Source organism: Paraburkholderia sp. CHISQ3 (assembly GCF_030464945.1).
Classification (GTDB): domain Bacteria; phylum Pseudomonadota; class Gammaproteobacteria; order Burkholderiales; family Burkholderiaceae; genus Paraburkholderia; species Paraburkholderia megapolitana.
The window spans coordinates 508,209-525,163 of sequence record NZ_JALPRG010000006.1 but is presented as its reverse complement, the minus strand read 5'-3'; the positions used below and the strand labels follow the sequence as shown (position 1 = coordinate 525,163).

General features: G+C 60.6%; 13 protein-coding genes. 9 read left to right on the top strand and 4 right to left on the bottom strand.

Annotation, left to right across the window (positions count from 1 at the left end):
* Positions 1-76 precede the first annotated feature (76 nt).
* Both M0D65_RS17300 and M0D65_RS17295 read left to right on the top strand, forming a co-directional pair.
* Positions 77-1,447, top strand: coding sequence for a gluconate:H+ symporter (locus M0D65_RS17300; RefSeq protein ID WP_091015770.1), 1,371 nt, complete (start codon positions 77-79; stop codon positions 1,445-1,447).
* A gap of 97 nt (positions 1,448-1,544) precedes the next feature.
* Complete coding sequence (locus M0D65_RS17295; RefSeq protein ID WP_266253756.1) at positions 1,545-2,105, top strand: cysteine hydrolase family protein; 561 nt, start codon at positions 1,545-1,547, stop codon at positions 2,103-2,105.
* Between the two features lie 39 nt (positions 2,106-2,144).
* On the opposite strand, the gene M0D65_RS17290 is transcribed toward M0D65_RS17295, so the two are convergent.
* Positions 2,145-2,789 (bottom strand): TetR/AcrR family transcriptional regulator, encoded by a 645-nt coding sequence (locus M0D65_RS17290; protein WP_245811607.1) that lies wholly within the window; start codon positions 2,787-2,789, stop codon positions 2,145-2,147.
* A 257-nt stretch (positions 2,790-3,046) separates the two neighbouring features.
* Here M0D65_RS17290 and M0D65_RS17285 point away from each other — a divergent pair, with 257 nt between their 5' ends.
* The 4 genes from M0D65_RS17285 (at position 3,047) to M0D65_RS17270 (ending at position 9,979) form a co-directional block, all read left to right on the top strand.
* Positions 3,047-4,537, top strand: a complete 1,491-nt coding sequence (locus tag M0D65_RS17285; protein ID WP_266253755.1) for an efflux transporter outer membrane subunit — start codon at positions 3,047-3,049, stop codon at positions 4,535-4,537.
* A 185-nt stretch (positions 4,538-4,722) separates the two neighbouring features.
* Positions 4,723-5,943, top strand: coding sequence for an efflux RND transporter periplasmic adaptor subunit (locus M0D65_RS17280; RefSeq protein ID WP_091015761.1), 1,221 nt, complete (start codon positions 4,723-4,725; stop codon positions 5,941-5,943).
* 12 nt (positions 5,944-5,955) lie between these two features.
* A complete protein-coding gene (locus M0D65_RS17275; protein ID WP_091015759.1) occupies positions 5,956-9,213 on the top strand; it encodes an efflux RND transporter permease subunit in 3,258 nt (1,085 codons plus the stop codon).
* Between the two features lie 154 nt (positions 9,214-9,367).
* A complete protein-coding gene (locus M0D65_RS17270) occupies positions 9,368-9,979 on the top strand; it encodes a TetR family transcriptional regulator (protein WP_091015757.1) in 612 nt (203 codons plus the stop codon).
* A gap of 21 nt (positions 9,980-10,000) precedes the next feature.
* On the opposite strand, the gene M0D65_RS17265 is transcribed toward M0D65_RS17270, so the two are convergent.
* Positions 10,001-10,810: an alpha/beta fold hydrolase gene (locus M0D65_RS17265; RefSeq protein WP_266253754.1), complete on the bottom strand. Its 810-nt coding sequence runs from the start codon at positions 10,808-10,810 to the stop codon at positions 10,001-10,003.
* Between the two features lie 637 nt (positions 10,811-11,447).
* On the opposite strand from M0D65_RS17265, the gene M0D65_RS17260 reads away from it, so the two are divergent.
* Complete coding sequence (locus tag M0D65_RS17260; protein WP_266253753.1) at positions 11,448-13,127, top strand: twin-arginine translocation signal domain-containing protein; 1,680 nt, start codon at positions 11,448-11,450, stop codon at positions 13,125-13,127.
* 82 nt (positions 13,128-13,209) lie between these two features.
* Positions 13,210-14,445: a glycosyl hydrolase gene (locus M0D65_RS17255; RefSeq protein ID WP_266253752.1), complete on the top strand. Its 1,236-nt coding sequence runs from the start codon at positions 13,210-13,212 to the stop codon at positions 14,443-14,445.
* A gap of 95 nt (positions 14,446-14,540) precedes the next feature.
* Here M0D65_RS17255 and M0D65_RS17250 read toward each other — a convergent pair whose 3' ends face one another.
* On the bottom strand, positions 14,541-15,428 hold the full coding sequence (locus M0D65_RS17250; RefSeq protein WP_266253751.1) for an SDR family oxidoreductase: 888 nt from the start codon (positions 15,426-15,428) through the stop codon (positions 14,541-14,543).
* Positions 15,429-15,527: 99 nt separating this feature from the next.
* Here M0D65_RS17250 and M0D65_RS17245 point away from each other — a divergent pair, with 99 nt between their 5' ends.
* Entirely contained in the window at positions 15,528-16,361 is an 834-nt protein-coding gene (locus tag M0D65_RS17245; protein WP_266253750.1) for a helix-turn-helix transcriptional regulator, read from the top strand.
* An 87-nt stretch (positions 16,362-16,448) separates the two neighbouring features.
* On the opposite strand, the gene M0D65_RS17240 is transcribed toward M0D65_RS17245, so the two are convergent.
* Positions 16,449-16,952 carry a DoxX family protein gene (locus M0D65_RS17240; protein WP_266253749.1) on the bottom strand — a complete coding sequence of 168 codons (504 nt, stop codon included), beginning with the start codon at positions 16,950-16,952 and terminating at the stop codon, positions 16,449-16,451.
* Between the last annotated feature and the right edge of the window lie 3 nt (positions 16,953-16,955).

Sequence of the window (16,955 nt, the reverse complement as noted above, 5' to 3'; positions counted from 1 at the left end):
GTGCCTGCCCCGCCGTATCGCCAATGCGACGCGGCGTGTAGACCACGTCGATTCAATCTTGTTTTCAGGAGCACCCATGGCGACTGTTCAAGGAAGCCTGTTACTCGTCTATGCACTGATTGCCATCGTCGCGCTCGTCGTGCTGATCGCGCGGTTCAAGATGAATCCGTTCATCACGTTGATGGTCGTATCGGTTGCGCTCGCACTCGCGGTCGGCATGCCGATGACGTCGATTCTCAAGTCGTTCGAAACCGGTGTGGGCGGCACGCTCGGCCATATCGCGATCGTGGTCGGGCTCGGCACGATGCTCGGCAAGATGATGGCCGAATCAGGCGGCGCGGAGCGCATCGCGCGCACGCTGATCGATCTGTTCGGGCCGAAGAACGTCCATTGGGCAATGATGTGCATCGCGTTTCTCGTCGGCCTGCCGGTCTTCTTCGAAGTCGGCTTCGTTCTGCTGATTCCGATCGCGTTCAATGTCGCGCAACGCACCGGCACTTCGATGATCCGCGTCGGCATTCCGATGGTGGCCGGTCTCTCGGTCGTGCATGGACTTATTCCGCCTCACCCTGCTGCTTTGCTGGCGGTCACGGCTTATAACGCGGACATCGGCCACACGATCTTCTACGCGCTGATTGTCGGCATCCCGACCGCCGCGCTGGCCGGGCCGCTGTTCTCGAAACTGGCGAGCCGTTTCGTCGTACTCGACGGTGTGAATCCGATGGCGCAGCAGTTTATCGAGCAGGACGCGCAACGCGCCGGACGCGAGCTGCCCAGTTTCTCGATCACGCTGTTAACCGTGTTGCTGCCGGTGCTGCTGATGCTGGTGGGCAGTTGGGCGGATCTGATCGCAACGCCAAAGTCGACGCTGAACAACGTACTGCATCTGATCGGCCATCCAGACATGGCGCTGCTGCTCGCGGTGCTGCTCAGCTTCTACACGTTCGGCAGCGCGCGCGGTTTTGGACGCGAAGCGATCCTCAAGTTCACCAACGAGTGTCTTGCACCGACCGCGGGTATCACGCTCGTCGTCGGCGCAGGCGCGGGGTTCGGGCGAATTCTGATCGACAGTGGCGCATCGAAGGCGATCGTCGATGTCGCGATGGGTGCGCACATGCCGTTGCTGTTGCTCGCCTGGTTCGTCGCGGCGCTGATCCGCGTTGCGACCGGCTCTGCGACCGTCGCGATGGCAACGGCTGCCGGGATCGTCGCACCGATCGCATCGGCAGCAGTGGGCACCGCCGCCGCCGTGCGGCCGGAATTGCTGGTGCTCGCAACCGGCGCGGGATCGCTGATTCTTTCGCACGTGAACGACGGTGGCTTCTGGCTCGTCAAGGAATACTTCGGCATGACCGTGCCGCAGACCTTCAAGACCTGGACCGTATGCGAAACAATTATTTCGATCTCGGCACTGGCGTTGACACTCGGTCTGTCGACATTCGTCTGACCGTACCGGCACCAGGGGCTTCGCTTGCCCGCTAACGCGCAAGCGCTGAAGATGGATCCTTTGATTCATCTTGCATGCCAATACAAAGGAAGCCCCTATGCAATCTTTGTCGCAGGACACCGTACTAATCGTCATCGACGTACAACAAGCATTCGACGATCCGAGCTGGGGGCAGCGCAATAACCCCGCCGCCGAGGCAAACGTTGCCGCGCTGCTTGCCGGCTGGAGAAAAACGCGGCGACCGGTCATACATGTGCAACACCGCTCCCAACGACCCGAGAGTCTGTTTCATCCGGATCGCCCCGGCTTCGCAGTCAAACCGGAAGCCGAACCACTACCCGGAGAACCGGTGATTTTCAAGGAAGTGAACAGCGGTTTTATCGGCACCGATCTCGAGCAGCAGCTCCGCGCGAGAGGTGCGGTTACGCTCGTCATTGTCGGGATCACCACCGATCACTGCGTGTCGACCACGACACGCATGGCCGGCAACCTGGGCTTCGAGACTTATCTTGTGGCGGACGCCACGGCGACTTTCGGGCGCCGCGGTCCGGACGGACAGCACTTTAGCGCGCAGCAGATGCACGAAACCGCACTGGCAAGCCTGCATGAAGAATTTGCTACCGTGGTCGATACCGCAACGGTTCTCGCAGCGCTCTAGCCAAAGCGCATGCCGCCGGCCGGCGGTGCATTTAAAAGCTCACTTATGTTTTCCGTGAGGTTTCCCCTGAGGTTTTCCGTGCGCCGCTTCGCGTTTTGACAACTTGCCGTGCGGCCGCATACCACCCGTCACAAGCGCCTTGACGTGCCGCTCGAGCACCGGCCGCCCCACCCCGGAGATACCGGGAAGCTTGCTTGGAATTCTCGACGTCGCGAGCGGCGTCATCACCAGCGAGAACAGGGAATTGACCAGCAAAGGCGCTTCGATCTCCCGATTGACCACACCCGCTTGCTGGGCTCGCGCAATCAATTCGATAAATAGAGTAACCTTCCCGGTCGGTAGGTGGCGCACCATCCGCTCGTGCAGCAAACTGCCTTCGCAAAAGTTATCCTGCATCCACAGCGAGGGCAGCCACGGCATCCGCTCAGCGATGGTAAAAAGGCGGCTGATATGCGCCTCGATCATGCCGAACGGATCACTGCCGGCAGCTTCGGTTACCGGCTCCCAGACGAACTGAACCGCGGGCGCGAGACGGTCGTCGACGATCGCGTCGAGCAAGGTGTCGCGATTCGTGAAATAGTAATGCACCATCGCTGACGTTACACCTGCGGCGGTGGCAATCTGTGCAATCGTGGTTGCACCAACACCCTGCTCGGAGAACAGGCGCGTTGCGGTGTCGAGCATATATTCCCGTGCGTCTCTCACTTTCGGAGGCGGTCGGCACCCACACTGTCTTAACTTTTCCATTAATATCTATTAAGAATTGAAGGCTTTGTAATTTTATATTAATTGATTCGTTGATTAGAATATATTACGCTTGGAACAAATTGTTCCAGGGTCAACCCCCATCGGCAGGTTCGTGAATGAGCGCATCTCCCAGCTTTGGTACTCGCAGGTTGCCCGCAGCGCGGGTATGTCTACGTGTTCTGCAATATGGATGCATGGCTGTTGCGACGTTGGTCGCCGCAGGCTGTGCGGTCGGACCGGATTACCGCAAGCCGACCGTCGAAATCCCCGCCAGCTTCAAGGAAGGGGTCGACTGGCAACGTGCCGAGGCGAATCCGCAAGCGTCGTTGTCCAGTACGTGGTGGCTTGATTACCACGACGATACGCTGACGCATCTGATTGAACAATCGCTGAAGGCGAATCAATCGATTGCTCAAGCAGAAGCGGCATACCGGCTCGCGCAGGCAACCGTGTTAGCTAACACGTCGAGTCTGTTCCCCACTATCACCGCAGGCGCATCGGGTTCACGCGCAGGCACAGGGACTGGCGCCGCATCGTCGGGCAGCAGTACGACGAGCGTATCGGCACCGGGTGTGCGCAATTCCGTTAGCGCGAATCTCTCGGCAAGCTGGGAGCTCGATCTGTGGGGGCAAGTACGGCGTGAAGTCGAATCGGCGAAGGAAAGCGCGCAGGCAAGCGATGCGCAACTCGCCGGCGAACGTCTGTCGATTGCCGCCGCCGTCGCCACCGATTACTTCCAGTTGCGTCAGGCCGACGTCGACATCGATCTGCTCAAGCAGCAACAGCAAATCGATACGCGCATCCTCGAGATGACGCAGGCGAGCTTCAAGGAGGGCATCTCGTCGAACGACGACGTGCTGACCGCGCAGGACACGCTTGAAGTCGTGATCGCCGATCTGCAGTCGACGGAAACGACGCGCGAACAGGATGAACACGCCATCGCAGTGTTGCTCGGTGTGCCGCCCGGCGGTTTCTCGATCGAACCGCAGCAACACTACGCGTTTGTCACACCGGCTGTTCCTCTTGCGGTGCCGTCGCAACTGCTCCTGCGACGCTACGACGTAGTCAGCGCCGAGCGCACGGCCGCAGCAGCAAACGCGAAGATCGGCGCAGCGGAAGCAGCATTTTTCCCGACGCTGACGCTGTCGGCGGAAGGCGGCTATCAGCATAGCGCGCTCGCCAACCTGTTCTCGCTGCCCAACCGTTTCTGGACGCTTGGACCGGCACTGGCAGGAACGATCTTCGACGGCGGCGCACGTACGGCCGCAGTTCGCGAAGCGCGTGCAACGTATGACGAAAATGTCGCAAGCTACCGGCAAGCCGTTCTGACCGCATTCCAGAACGTCGAAGACGGCCTGTCGTCGTGGAACCATCTGCAGCAGCAAGCCGATGCCTACGCGCATATCTATCGCCGCAACCAGCAGTTGTTCGACAGCGAGCATGCGCAGTTCCAGATAGGTACGGCCAGCGAGCAGGCCCTGCTGACCCAGCAACTCACCTTGCTGCTCGCCCAGCAGAACCTCTCCGATACGCAGGCGCTGCTCACGCAGAGCAGTGTGTCGCTGGTCAAGAATCTTGGCGGCGGCTGGCAGTGGGATGACGCCAAAGGTGTCGGCGTCGATGCTGTCGCCGTATCCGGGCAGCCGCCGGCAACAGCAACCGTGTCAGCACTTCCGGCGCGGTAACCGATGCAGGGACTCATCCAGTTTGATTCGCGGTGTCCGGTTCGAATGCAATGTTCCGGACACGCGTCGTATGACGCACCGCAAGCGGTTCATCCAGACCGGTATTCAGGTGCTGTCCGTGGCCGATCTTTGTGCACGGACTCCCGGTCTTTTTCCTTTCCACGATCATGCAAGCATGGTGTCCTATGACGTTACTGCCTGTGCGCACGTCGCTACTGTCCATTAGTTTCATCGCCCTCGTGGGTTGCAGCAAGGGCACGCCTCCGGCACCGCCGCCGCCCCAGGTGGGCGTCATCAAGGCTGAGCCGCAGAACGTGCCGCTCAACCGCGATCTCGTCGGGCGGCTGTCGGCCTATTACAGCGCGAATGTCACCGCACGCGTTTCCGGTGTGCTGCTCAAGCGTGTGTATACGGAAGGCACCGAAGTCAAAGCGGGTCAGTTGCTGTTCGAGATCGATCCGGTCTTCTACCAGTCGGTGCTCAACACCGATCTCGCTACGCTGGCTCAGGATCAGGCGACTTACGTCAACGATCGTGTGACGGCTCAGCGCGATCGCAAGCTGCTGCCGATCGGCTCGGTCTCGCAACAAACCGTTGACGATGCCGAAGCCGCAGAACGCAGCGCACTGGCCAAGGTTCAGGCCGATCAGGCTGCGGTCGACGGTGCGCGCATCAACCTTGGCTACACCAAGGTCACGTCGCCGATCAGCGGCATTGCCGGACAGCAGCAGGTTACGGCTGGCGCACTCGTCGGTAGCGGCACATCCGATAGCGGCTCCAGCGGCACCCTGCTCACCACCGTGCAGCAGCTCGATCCGCTCTACGTGAACTTCACGATCAGCGCCGCCGATCTGATCACGCTGCGTCAGGCGCAAAGCCAGGGCAGTGTCGCCCTCGCCACGCAGAACGACACCAGTGTTCAGGTGGTGCTGCCCAACGGTCGTCCGTACGATCAGGTGGGTACGCTCGACTTCTCCGACGTCGAAGTGAACTCGACCACCGGTGCGGTCAATCTGCGCGCGAAGGTGCCGAATCCGCAGCATCAGTTGCTGCCTGGCATGTATGTGTCGCTGACGGTCGGGCTCGGTACGCAGAACAACGTGTTCCTGATCCCGCAGCAGGCGATCCAGCGCGACACCGTCGGTGCCTACGCGATGGTCGTGGGCGCGGACGGCAAGGCGGCGCGTAAGGATGTCACTGCAACCGACAACTATCGCAACAGCTGGATCGTCACAGGCGGTCTCGCATCGGGCGACCAGGTGATCGTGCAGGGAATCCAGAGCGCGCGTGAGGGAACGCCTGTCAAGGCAGACCCATGGCAGCCAGCCCCGGCAACGGGTGCAAGTTCAGCGCAGGTCGGCTCAGCCCCGGCATCAGGCGCGAAGCCTGCCGGCGTCAAGTCGTAAGGAGCTCGTCTCATGCCACGTTTCTTTATCGATCGCCCGGTCTTTGCCTGGGTGATCCCTATCCTGATCTGTCTGCTCGGCGTCATTTCGCTGTCGCGCATGGGGATCGATTCGTATCCTGACATCGCACCGCCCGAAGTGACGGTCACGGCGACCTATCCGGGCGCGAACGCCGCCACGATGGAATCGACGGTGACGCAGGTTATCGAGCAGCAGCTCACCGGTATCGACAACCTGCTGTACTTCAGTTCGACCTCGGGCAGCAACGGCACGGCAACGATCACGCTGAGCTTCGCAACGGGCACGAATCCGGATATCGCCGAAGTGCAGGTGCAGAACAAGGTGCAGCTCGCGCAGCCGCTGCTGCCAACCGCCGTGACCGAGCAAGGCGTGGTCGTGGCCAAGGCCAGCCCTGACATCCTGTTGTTCATCGGCCTGACCTCCACCAACCCCGCCATCGACGCCGCTCGCCTGAGCGACATCGTCGCTTCGCAGATCCAGCCGGTGGTCGCGCGGATCAACGGGGTGGGTAACACCTTCGAACTCGGGTCGGAATACGCGGTGCGGATCTGGATCGATCCGGACAAGCTGCAAAGCTACGGGTTGTCGACGACCCAGGTCGTCAACGCGATCAGCGGACAGAATGCCCAGTTCGCCACCGGGTCGCTCGGCGCGGACCCCGCGGTCAAGGGGCAGACGTTCACTGCGACCGTGTCCGGCGATGCGTTGTTCTCGTCACTGCAGCAGTTCCGCGACATCATCCTGACGTCGACCAACACCGGTACGGTCGTCCGCCTGAGCGACGTTGCGCGCATCACGTTCGGCGCGCAGACGTACGGCTCTTCCGCGACCTATAAGGACAAGGAAGCGGGCGGCCTCGGCCTGTACCTGCTGCCGGGTTCCAACGCGCTGGCAGTCGCCAAGGCCGTCAAGGCCGAGATGGCGATCCTCTCGAAGGATCTGCCCACTGGCGTGAGCTGGGACGTGCCTTACGACACGACACCGTTCATCACGGCGTCGATCACCGACGTGGTCCGCACGCTGATCGAGGCCATCGTGCTGGTGTTCTTCGTGATGTTGATCTTCCTGCAGAACCTGCGGGCGACCATCATTCCGACGCTGGTCATTCCGGTCGCGCTGCTCGGTACGTTCATCGGCCTGAAGGCGCTGAACTACTCGCTCAATCAGCTCACGCTGTTCGGCATGGTGCTGGCGATCGGGATTATCGTCGACGATGCGATCGTGGTGATCGAGAACGTCGAGCGGATCATGTCCGACGAGAAGCTCGCGCCAAAACCCGCGACGCGAAAAGCAATGGGCCAGATTACCGGCGCCATCGTTGCGATTACGGTGGTGCTGATCGCAGTGTTCGTGCCGTCCGCCTTTCAACCGGGCGCGACCGGCATCATCTATGCGCAGTTCGCGCTGACCATTGCGATTTCGATGGGCTTCTCGGCGTTCCTCGCGATGTCGTTCACGCCGTCGCTGTGTGCTGCGATCCTTCGGCCGACGCACGATGAGAAACCGAACAGGATCTACCGGTGGTTCAACGCGGCATTCGCCAAGCTGAGCGACACGTATTTCGGTCAGGTCACGCGTGCAGTTCGTCATGCACCGCGCTGGATGGTTCTGTTTGCACTGGTCGCCGTGCTGACCGGGTTCCTGTTCACTCGCCTGCCGACATCGTTCGTGCCTGACGAGGATCAGGGCTTCATGCTGGCACTGGTCAGTCTGCCGACCGGCGCGACGCTCGAACGCAACAGCCAGGTAATGGCCGAGATCAACAAGAAGCTCGAAAACAGCCCGATCGGCAAGGACATTGCCGGTATCTTCAACGTGAAGGGCTTCAGCTTCGTCGGTAACAGCGAAAACGTCGGCATGATCTTTATCAAGCTGACCGACTGGAAAGCACGTTCGAAAACGGCCATGCAGCTGATTCCGGAGGCCAATGGGATCTTGCACAGCATTACCGACGCCCAGATCTTCGTGGTGAATCTGCCGACCATCCGCGGGTTGAGTCAGTTTGGCGGGGTCGACATGTACCTGCAGGCGCGCGCCGGGCAATCGCGTGCTGAACTGGGACAGGCCACGGGCATGCTGCTGGGTCAGGCGGCCAAGAATCCGGTCCTGTTCGGTGTTCGTCCGAACTCGCTGCCTGAAGCACCGCAACTGCAGGTAACTGTCGATCGCGTACAGGCGCAGTCGATGGGGCTGTCGCTGAACGACGTCTACAGCACGATCCAGTCGCAACTGGCGCCCTCCTACATCGACCAGTTCACGTATGCCGGCCGCGTGAAGCGCGTCTATGTGCAATCGGATGCGCCGTTCCGGATGGGTCTCGACTCGCTCCAGCATCTGTACACGCCGACCAATGTGACGAGTTCGTCGTCCACGACCACGAGTTCGAGCAGCACGGCCAGTGGCGTCAACTCGAGTGGCTACCAGACGCCGGTCAATCCGTCGGTCAGCAACAGCGCGATCAGTCCGTACAACATGGTGCCGCTGTCGAGCGTCGTGAAGGCGACCTGGGGTGTGGGTCCGCAGGCACTGCCGCGCTATAACGGCTATTCGGCAATCGAAATCGTCGGTAACTCGGCGCCCGGCTATTCGACCGGCCAGGCGATGGACACGATTCAAGGCATCATCAACAAATCGTTGCCGCCGGGCTTTGCCGCGGACTGGACAGGACAGTCGTATCAGGAAATCCTGGCCGGGAATTCGGCAACCCTGCTGACCATTCTGTCGATCGTGATCGTCTTCCTCTGTCTCGCTGCGCTGTACGAGAGCTGGTCGATTCCGGTTGCGGTGCTGCTGGTGGTTCCGCTGGGCTTGCTGGGCATGCTGACGTTCTGTCTGCTGACCGGTGTGCCTAACGACATCTACTTCAAGATCGGCATGGTGACGGTGATCGGGCTGGCGGCGAAGAACGCGATTCTGATCGTGGAATTCGCGGTGGATGGTCAGGCACACGGCATGACGCTTTTCGACGCGACGTTGAATGCGGCCAAGCTGCGGCTACGACCGATTCTGATGACGTCGATGGCTTTCATACTCGGTGTGTTCCCGCTCGTGATCTCGTCTGGTGCAGGTGCCGCGTCGCGACATGAAATCGGCATTGGTGTGATCGGCGGGATGCTGTTTGCTACGGTCTTCGGCTTGCTGCTGATCCCGGTGTTCTATGTGTCGGTACGCCGCATGCTGGGTGACAAGCTCGATGAAGTGACACACAAGCTGCGGCTCGCCGAGCACGACGGCCAAACCGATACCTGATGAGCAATACCCCTGCCGCTTCCGGCAGGGGGTGCTTCGTGAGCGTTGGCCGGCAACCTGCCGGGAAGCCAGATGGCCCAACGCCACGAATGCACCAGTCAAACTGTTTCGGCGCTACCCCGGCGCTCGCCAACGTTCGGCAGGACTTCCGGCAATGAAACGGACCAGGAAACACGCCCTCGATACCCGCGCGCAGATATTGCAGGCGGCCGAACGCGTCTTCATGCAACGCGGCGTTTCGCGTGCATCGCTATCGGATGTGGCCGAAGCCGCCGGCGTCACGCGCGGCGCGGTGTATGGGCACTTCAGAAACAAGCTGGCGGTCTTCGAAGCCTTGTTCGAAGATGCATCGTTGCCGGTGGATCCGTTTATCGCGGCGTGGAGCGAGTGGGACGACGATCCACTCGGCCAGTTGCAAAGAAACCTCACGTTTCTTCTCACGCAGGTGCTGTCGGCGGGTGCCGCGCGACGCCTCTACACAATCATCCTGTCGCGTTGCGAGCCGGCCGTCGAAACGGAAGTGTTCTGGCACAGGATCGACGAGAGCCGGCGCCATGCCGAAACCCAGATCGAGCACGCCTTACGGGCGGCGATCGATCGCAACCAGTTGCGTCCCGATCTGAACGCGCAGCGTGCTGCCGCAGTCATTCATGCGAGCCTGACCGGATTTTTTCTCAGAAGCCTGCGCGAACCACTGCCCCCGCTACCCGAAGCGGAGGCACGCTGGGTCGTCGCATCGGTCATGCGCGGGTTTAGTTTTTCCTGAGGCATTGCGTTCGCGTTCGCCCTATCTGTCGCCGAGAAAATGCTCGATCGCGAAGTTGAATGCCTCGGGGTCCTGCAGGAACGCAAAGTGACTGGTGTTCGGCAATATCATCAACCCGGCGCCCGGAATCGTCGCAGCGATATATTCGGTGTGCTCGCGGTGGATCGCCTCGTCATGATCGCCATCGAGTACCAGCACAGGCGCCTTGATGCCCTTGAGCTGCGCATCGGTCCAGTTCGGTTGTGATGCCCACATGTGACTGATCTGCTCGACGAATGCGTCATATTCGTTCGGTGTCGGCGACAGATGGCGGTACTCATTGCCCGCACGCTTGATGAATGCAGCGAACGTCGGGTTCTTTTCGACATCCTGGATCACACCGTCCGTCTTTGTATTCGCAGCGAACGCGATCACCTTGCCGACCCGGTCCGGGTAACGGATCGCCAGGTCGAGCCCGATGATCGCGCCGTCGCTCCAGCCGACAATGTCGGCCTTCTGCAGCTTCAGTTTGTCCATCAGCGCGACGACATCGTCGGTCATCAAGTCGTATCCGAAGGGCCGCGCGTCACGCGTGCTGCGCCCGTGCCCACGGCTGTCGACGATCACCACCTCGTGGTGCTTCATCAAGGCGCGGATCTGATTGCCGAAGTAGTCGGAATTCGACAGACCGCCGTGCAGCAGGATGACCGGCGAGCCGCTGCCGATCGTCGCGTAATACAGGTGAATGCCATTGACGTCGGCAATGCCGTGGTGCTCGCCAGCGACAGGCGCGGGAGTGGGCGGCAAGGTCTGCCAGCGCGCTTCGGCTTGTGCGTATTGTGCGTAGTGCACGGCAAACACGGTGCAGGCACACAGGAACAGGCGTTGTACTCGCGACCTGCTTCGATTCGATTTTTCTCGCATGGTATGTGCCTCGGACGCTTGATTGGCGGGACATGAAGAGGCTCCAAATATACGCCTCTTCTCCAGATGCAAATAATGCACTGCGAATACCAGATCCTCATCCGCGATTGAAATTCCACTGCCCCTAGTGATACTACGTCAGACAGTACACTAATATGCAACTTGGCTTTTTAACGCTCTATATGGAGATTCTTATTGCAAAAGAGGTACGTTATCTGTCTACTGTGGTTTCGCATTCGATGTATAGCTCATGATTTTCCAGGCAGGTTCGCCGCGGTCCCTTGCATGGCTCATGCATAGCGTCCGCGCCGTTGCCCTGCTCGCTCCGAATGCGATGCTGCGCATTTAAACCGGTGTGGAAACCCATTTACTGGAATGAGCATTCCTATGAGATTCCTTTGTTTCGCATAAATGGAATGCCATCCAATGCAGTCCGGATATCTGTTCGGAGACGCCCTATTGAATCTCCAGAATATCCGATGCAATCGACTGCTTTATTCAACATTCTTATTGTCTTTCCTTAAAGAAATTTGCGGTCATTGACTCAATCGTCCCGGAGATCTTTATGAGCATTTCACGTCGCTCGTTTCTGAAAGGCAGTGCTGCCGCCGCTGCGCTCGGCGCAATCGGTTCGCCATCGATGTCCGGTGCTGTGGCGGCGCCGGCGGCTTCCGGAGTGGCGGCCGTCAGCGCACCTGGCGATGTGGTCGGCAAGGTCACCGTCGGCTACCAGGGCTGGTTTGCGGCACTCGGCGATGGCGCGCCGATCAATGGCTGGTGGCACTGGTCGCAGAACTGGTCGCAACCACCCTCGCCCACGAATGCAGGCATTCGTGCATGGCCCGACATGCACGACTACACGCATACCTATCCGACGAATTTCGCGCCGCTGCACAGCGGCGCAGCCGCCACCCTGTTCTCGGACTACGACCAGGATACGGTCAACGCGCAGTTCGCATGGATGCAGCGGAACGCGATCGATACCGTCGCGCTGCAACGCTTCAATCCCGATTCGAGCGAAGGTCCGACGCGCGATGCGATGGCCACCAAGGTGCGCACCGCGGCGGAGACCTACGGCCGCAAGTTCTACATCATGTACGACGTGTCCGGCTGGACCGACATGCAGTCGCAGATGAAAACGGACTGGACCTCGAAGATGTCCGCGCTGACGGCCTCCCCTGCTTACGCGAAGCAGAACGGCAAGCCGGTGGTATGCATCTGGGGCTTCGGCTTCAATGACGACAGCCGGCCGTTCAGCGCCGATGTCTGTGCCGATGTGGTTGCGTGGTTCAAGAGCCAGGGCGTGTATCTGATCGGTGGTGTACCGACGCACTGGCGCACGGGCGAATCGGTTCGGCCGAATTTTCTCGACGTCTTCCACCAGTTCAACATGCTCTCGCCGTGGATGATCGGGGCGATGAGCACGATCCAGCAAGCCGACGCGTTCGCTGTCGATATCAATGCCGCCGACAAGGCCGACTGCGACGCGCATGGCATCGACTATCAGCCCTGCGTGATGCCCGGCGATCTGTCGCAGCGCGAACGCGTGCACGGCAACTACATGTGGCGGCAGTTCTACAACCTGGCCAATCTCGGTGTGGCCGGTTTCTACATCTCGATGTTCGACGAGTACAACGAAGGCCATCAGATCGCGAAGACTGCCGCGACCCAGGCGGATGTGCCGTCGAACTCGAACTATCTGAGCCTCGACGAGGACGGCACGCCGTGTTCGTCCGACTACTACCTGCGTCTGACCGGCGACGGCGGCCGCATGCTCAAAGGCACGCTCGCGCTGACACCAGTGCGCCCCACAGCTCCGACAGTGGGCAGCAACACAGGTGTAGCGACCGTGGTGAGCTTCACAGCCAGGGTCAACAACCTGATCGTCACCGCCGATAGCGCCGGCACCGCGCCGCTGATTGCAAACCGCACGGCCATCGGCCAGTGGGAGCAATTCGACATGGTCAACGCGGGCAACGGCGACGTCGCGTTGCTTGCGCATGCCAACGGCAAGTACGTCACCGCCGAAAACGCGGGCGCTCAACCGCTCATCGCCAATCGCACGGCGGTCGGCCAGTGGGAAACCTTCCGCATCGTCATTCAACCGGGTACCAACGGCGCAGTGGCTTTGTTGTCGCGCGCTAACGGGTGCTATGTCACTGCGAGCAATGCGGGACAAGGCCCGCTCATTGCCAGTGCCACACAGGTCGGTGGCTGGGAACAGTTCGACATCACGATTTCTTGAGCTGGGGCGTTACTGCATGCGAACGCGAGCGAAAGCATCGACGCTTCGCATGCAGTCATTTCAATCTCGTCAGGAGGATCAAATGAAATCGAAAATTATAAGAGTGCTTGCAATCTGTCTTTCGTGTCTGGGGTTCTCGGCGCACGTTGCCGCACAGTCGGCGACCGCGCAGACCGCCGCGACGTCTGCGGCAACCTGTCAGTTCAGCGTGTGGACCGCCGGCATCGATTATCCGGTCGGCACCGTAGTGCAGTATCCGGCCAACGGCTCGTACTACAAGGAAGTGAACGCCGGCACCAACGGCAGCGACGGTACCGATCCGACCATCAGCACCTGGTACTGGCAACCGACCACCTGCAGCGGCACGAGCACGCCGCCGCCTAGCAGTTTCATCTACAGCCCTTACTTCTACTCGGGCGACTTTGGCGGCAACCAGATGAACACGACCGTTACCGGTAGCTCGCAACTCCTCGTGAACGTCATACCCGCCAAACTTCAGGCCATCACCTGGGCGTTTGCTACCGGCAACTGCGGCAGTGAAAACTGGAATGGCGTATCGGCTTCGGCGTTTGCCAGTGCGAACGTCGGGAGCTTCGTCAACGCGGGCAAGAAGTACATCGTGTCGACCGGGGGCGCGGGCGCAAGCTTCCTCTGTACGTCGGATGCCAACTTCGCCAAGTTTATCCAGACTTACTACAGCGCGAACCTGCTAGGCATCGACTTCGATATCGAGAATGGCCAGTCGCAGAGCGATATCAACAATCTGGTGGCGCGGGTATCGACGGCACAGGCAACCTATCCGAACCTGCGCTTCAGCTTCACGATCGCCACCGACGGCGGCAACGAAAGCAACAGCCTCGGGGGCACCGGCGCGATGGTGATGACCGCGATCCAGAACTACGGATTGAAGAACTACACCATCAATCTGATGACGATGGACTTCGCCTCGTCGGGTCAGGAAAATGCGTCGCTGTGCACGCTCAACAGTAGCGGCAAGTGCAATATGGGGCAGTCGACCATCTCTGCTGCTGAAAGTCTGCACAATTACTGGAAGGTGCCGTACAGCCAGATTGAAGTGACGCCGATGATCGGTGGCAACGACAGCATCGACGAAACGTTCACGCTGGCCGATGCCGTCACCGTGTCGAACTATGCACTGTCCAAGAAGATTGCCGGCATTCATTTCTGGGCGTTCTCGCGCGACCGCGATTGTGCGCCGGCAACCGTTGACGGCAACTCTTCCGACACCTGCAACAACTATGGCAAGGCAGGCACGCTAGGCTATACGAACCAGTTCATTTCGGCTCTGGGGTTGTAGCAAGGGGATGCCTCGGTCGGGCTACCGGCCGGCGACTATCAATCGCCGGCCGGTAGCTGGAATACCTCGCAACCGCACGGGACCGGCAAAAGCGACTAAACGTAGCGCGCCTCATCGAGATCGGCGATCAACGTCGGCCCCGTCGGCTTCCAGCCCAACCGCGCTTGCGTAAGCGCACTCGAAGCCGGCATGTCCAGACCGACGAATATCGCCATCCAGCCGAAATGCGCCTGCGCTTCTTCAGGAGCAATCGATACGACCGGGAGCTTCAGACCGCGGCCAAGCGCCTCGGCAATTTCCCGGGCGCTGACACCTTCCTCGCCGACTGCGTGATAACGCGCACCGCGTTCACGCTTCTCCACGGCGAGCCGGTACAGACGCGCGACATCGGACAGGTGACCCGCCGGCCAGCGATTACTACCGTCACCGACATAAGCTACAACGCCTTTCTCACGCGTAATCGCGATGAGCGGTGAGATGAGCCCTTGCTTGAACGGATTGTGAACCTGCGGCAGTCGCACCACGGACACGTTCACACCCGCATCGAGCAATGCGTTCCCCGCTAGCTCGGACGCAATGCGCGGATTGGGATGACTCGTGTTGAAGACATCTTCGGTCGCCGGTTCGCCGTGGTCGCCGCTGCCCATTCCGGTACCCGAGGTGATAACCAACGGACGATCGGAACCCGCGAGTGCGGAACCCAGCGCCGCGATGACGCGCTTGTCCTTTTCGCAGTTCTCGACGAAGCGCGAAAAGTCGTGATCGAACGCCGTGTGGATGACGGCGTCCGCATTTGCAGCGCCGCTACGCAGGCTCTCTGGATCCTCCAGCGTGCCGCGATGCACCTCGGCGCCTGCTTCGATGAGTGCCTGCGCGCCGGCATCCGAGCGGGTCACGCCGATTACCTGATGACCCGCGTTGATGAGTTCGGGCACGAGGGCCGAGCCGATAAAGCCGGTCGCGCCGGTGAGAAAAATACGCATGATGAGATCTCCTTGGTCGTCACCGGCGTACTATTCACTCGTTTGTTATCCCGTTAAAGTAGTGATCTCATCATAGTAAAGTGACTAACAGGGTCAACGATGTCAGTCGATACAGCACGATCGCTGGGAGATTTTCTGAGGAGCCGCAGAACGCGCCTCGACCCGGCCAGCTTTGGCTTTTCCGGGCGCAGACGCACGCCGGGACTGCGCCGGGAAGAAGTTGCCCAGCGCGCCAATATCAGTCCAACCTGGTACACATGGCTCGAGCAAGGGCGTGGCGGTGGACCCTCGGGAGAAGTGCTGGAGCGGATCTCAAGCGCGCTGATGCTCACCGATGTGGAGCGCGAGCATCTGTTCATGCTGGGGCTGGGACGACCACCCGAAGTCCGATACAAGTCGGTCGACGGCGTCAATCCGCGCTTGCAACGGCTGCTCGATTCGCTTGAAGCGAGCCCAGCCATCATCAAGACCGCTACCTGGGACGTCGTTGCCTGGAACCGCGCGGCCGCCATCGTGCTCACCGACTATGGCACGCTGCCGCCCGGTCAGCGCAATATTCTCCGCTTCCTGTTCTGCAATCCCGCGATCCGCGCCAAGCAGCACGATTGGGAAAGCCTCGCGCGTTTCATGGTCGGCTCGTTCCGGGCCGATGTGGCGCGTGCCGGCCTGGTATCCGAAGCCGGCGAACTCGTGAACGAGCTCCGTAACGCGAGCGCAGAGTTCGACGCGCTATGGCAGGACAACGAGGTCATTGGTCACGCGGACATCGACGGTATCAAGCGCCTGTTGCATCCGAAGCTCGGCCCGATCGAGCTGGAATACTCATCATTTTCCGTCGATGGCCGACCGGACCTGGGCATGCTCGTCTACAACCCGCTCGACAGTGAGATCGCGAGGCAAATCAGGGCACTTGCTCTCGCTGCACAGGGGTGATGTGCCTATCGAACCTCGGCCCGCTGACGCCGTTCAAGCGGAATGTGGCCACCTGTATGCCGCGATTCGCCGCGTCATATTAGCGACTCACCACCTTGCGTTCCGATCGCCGAGCAGATAGTCGATCGATACGCGCCCCGGCCCCCAGGCCGCAATCGCGAGTGCCATCGCTACCCACGTCAGGTGGATCGGCCAGCCGTCCGGCACGGTCAGTTCGATGATGCACGTCATCAGGATCAGGCCGGCCGCGGCGAACCGGGTGCCGAAGCCGAGTACGAGCAGCACGGGAAACGTCACCTCGCCGCAGGCCGACAGAAACGCCACGACAGCCGGCGCCGGAAACGGATAGGGACCACCCGGCAGATGCAGCTGAAATTCCTGCGTGAACAGATCGACTGCCGTATCGCTAAGCTGAAGGAAGCCGTGCCATTTGAGGATGCCCGATTTCCAGAAAGGCACCGCGATAGCGAGGCGCAGCACCAGTTGCACGAGCCACGGCTGCGCGAGCCGCTGGATCAACCGGTTCGCCGCGCAGATCGCGGACGCGAGTACGTCCGGAATGGGAAGTTTCAGGTTCTGTGGGGTCGGCATCTT

Excerpts from the sequence above, each read along its gene's own strand:
- M0D65_RS17250 (WP_266253751.1), bottom strand. The coding sequence starts at position 15,428 with ATGCGTATTTTTCTCACCGGCGCGACCGGCTTTATCGGCTCGGCCCTC.
- M0D65_RS17255 (WP_266253752.1), top strand. The coding sequence starts at position 13,210 with ATGAAATCGAAAATTATAAGAGTGCTTGCAATCTGTCTTTCGTGTCTG.
- M0D65_RS17300 (WP_091015770.1), top strand. The coding sequence starts at position 77 with ATGGCGACTGTTCAAGGAAGCCTGTTACTCGTCTATGCACTGATTGCC.
- M0D65_RS17275 (WP_091015759.1), top strand. The coding sequence starts at position 5,956 with ATGCCACGTTTCTTTATCGATCGCCCGGTCTTTGCCTGGGTGATCCCT.
- M0D65_RS17290 (WP_245811607.1), bottom strand. The coding sequence starts at position 2,789 with ATGCTCGACACCGCAACGCGCCTGTTCTCCGAGCAGGGTGTTGGTGCA.
- M0D65_RS17295 (WP_266253756.1), top strand. The coding sequence starts at position 1,545 with ATGCAATCTTTGTCGCAGGACACCGTACTAATCGTCATCGACGTACAA.
- M0D65_RS17240 (WP_266253749.1), bottom strand. The coding sequence starts at position 16,952 with ATGCCGACCCCACAGAACCTGAAACTTCCCATTCCGGACGTACTCGCG.
- M0D65_RS17245 (WP_266253750.1), top strand. The coding sequence starts at position 15,528 with ATGTCAGTCGATACAGCACGATCGCTGGGAGATTTTCTGAGGAGCCGC.
- M0D65_RS17260 (WP_266253753.1), top strand. The coding sequence starts at position 11,448 with ATGAGCATTTCACGTCGCTCGTTTCTGAAAGGCAGTGCTGCCGCCGCT.
- M0D65_RS17270 (WP_091015757.1), top strand. The coding sequence starts at position 9,368 with ATGAAACGGACCAGGAAACACGCCCTCGATACCCGCGCGCAGATATTG.
- M0D65_RS17285 (WP_266253755.1), top strand. The coding sequence starts at position 3,047 with ATGGCTGTTGCGACGTTGGTCGCCGCAGGCTGTGCGGTCGGACCGGAT.
- M0D65_RS17280 (WP_091015761.1), top strand. The coding sequence starts at position 4,723 with ATGACGTTACTGCCTGTGCGCACGTCGCTACTGTCCATTAGTTTCATC.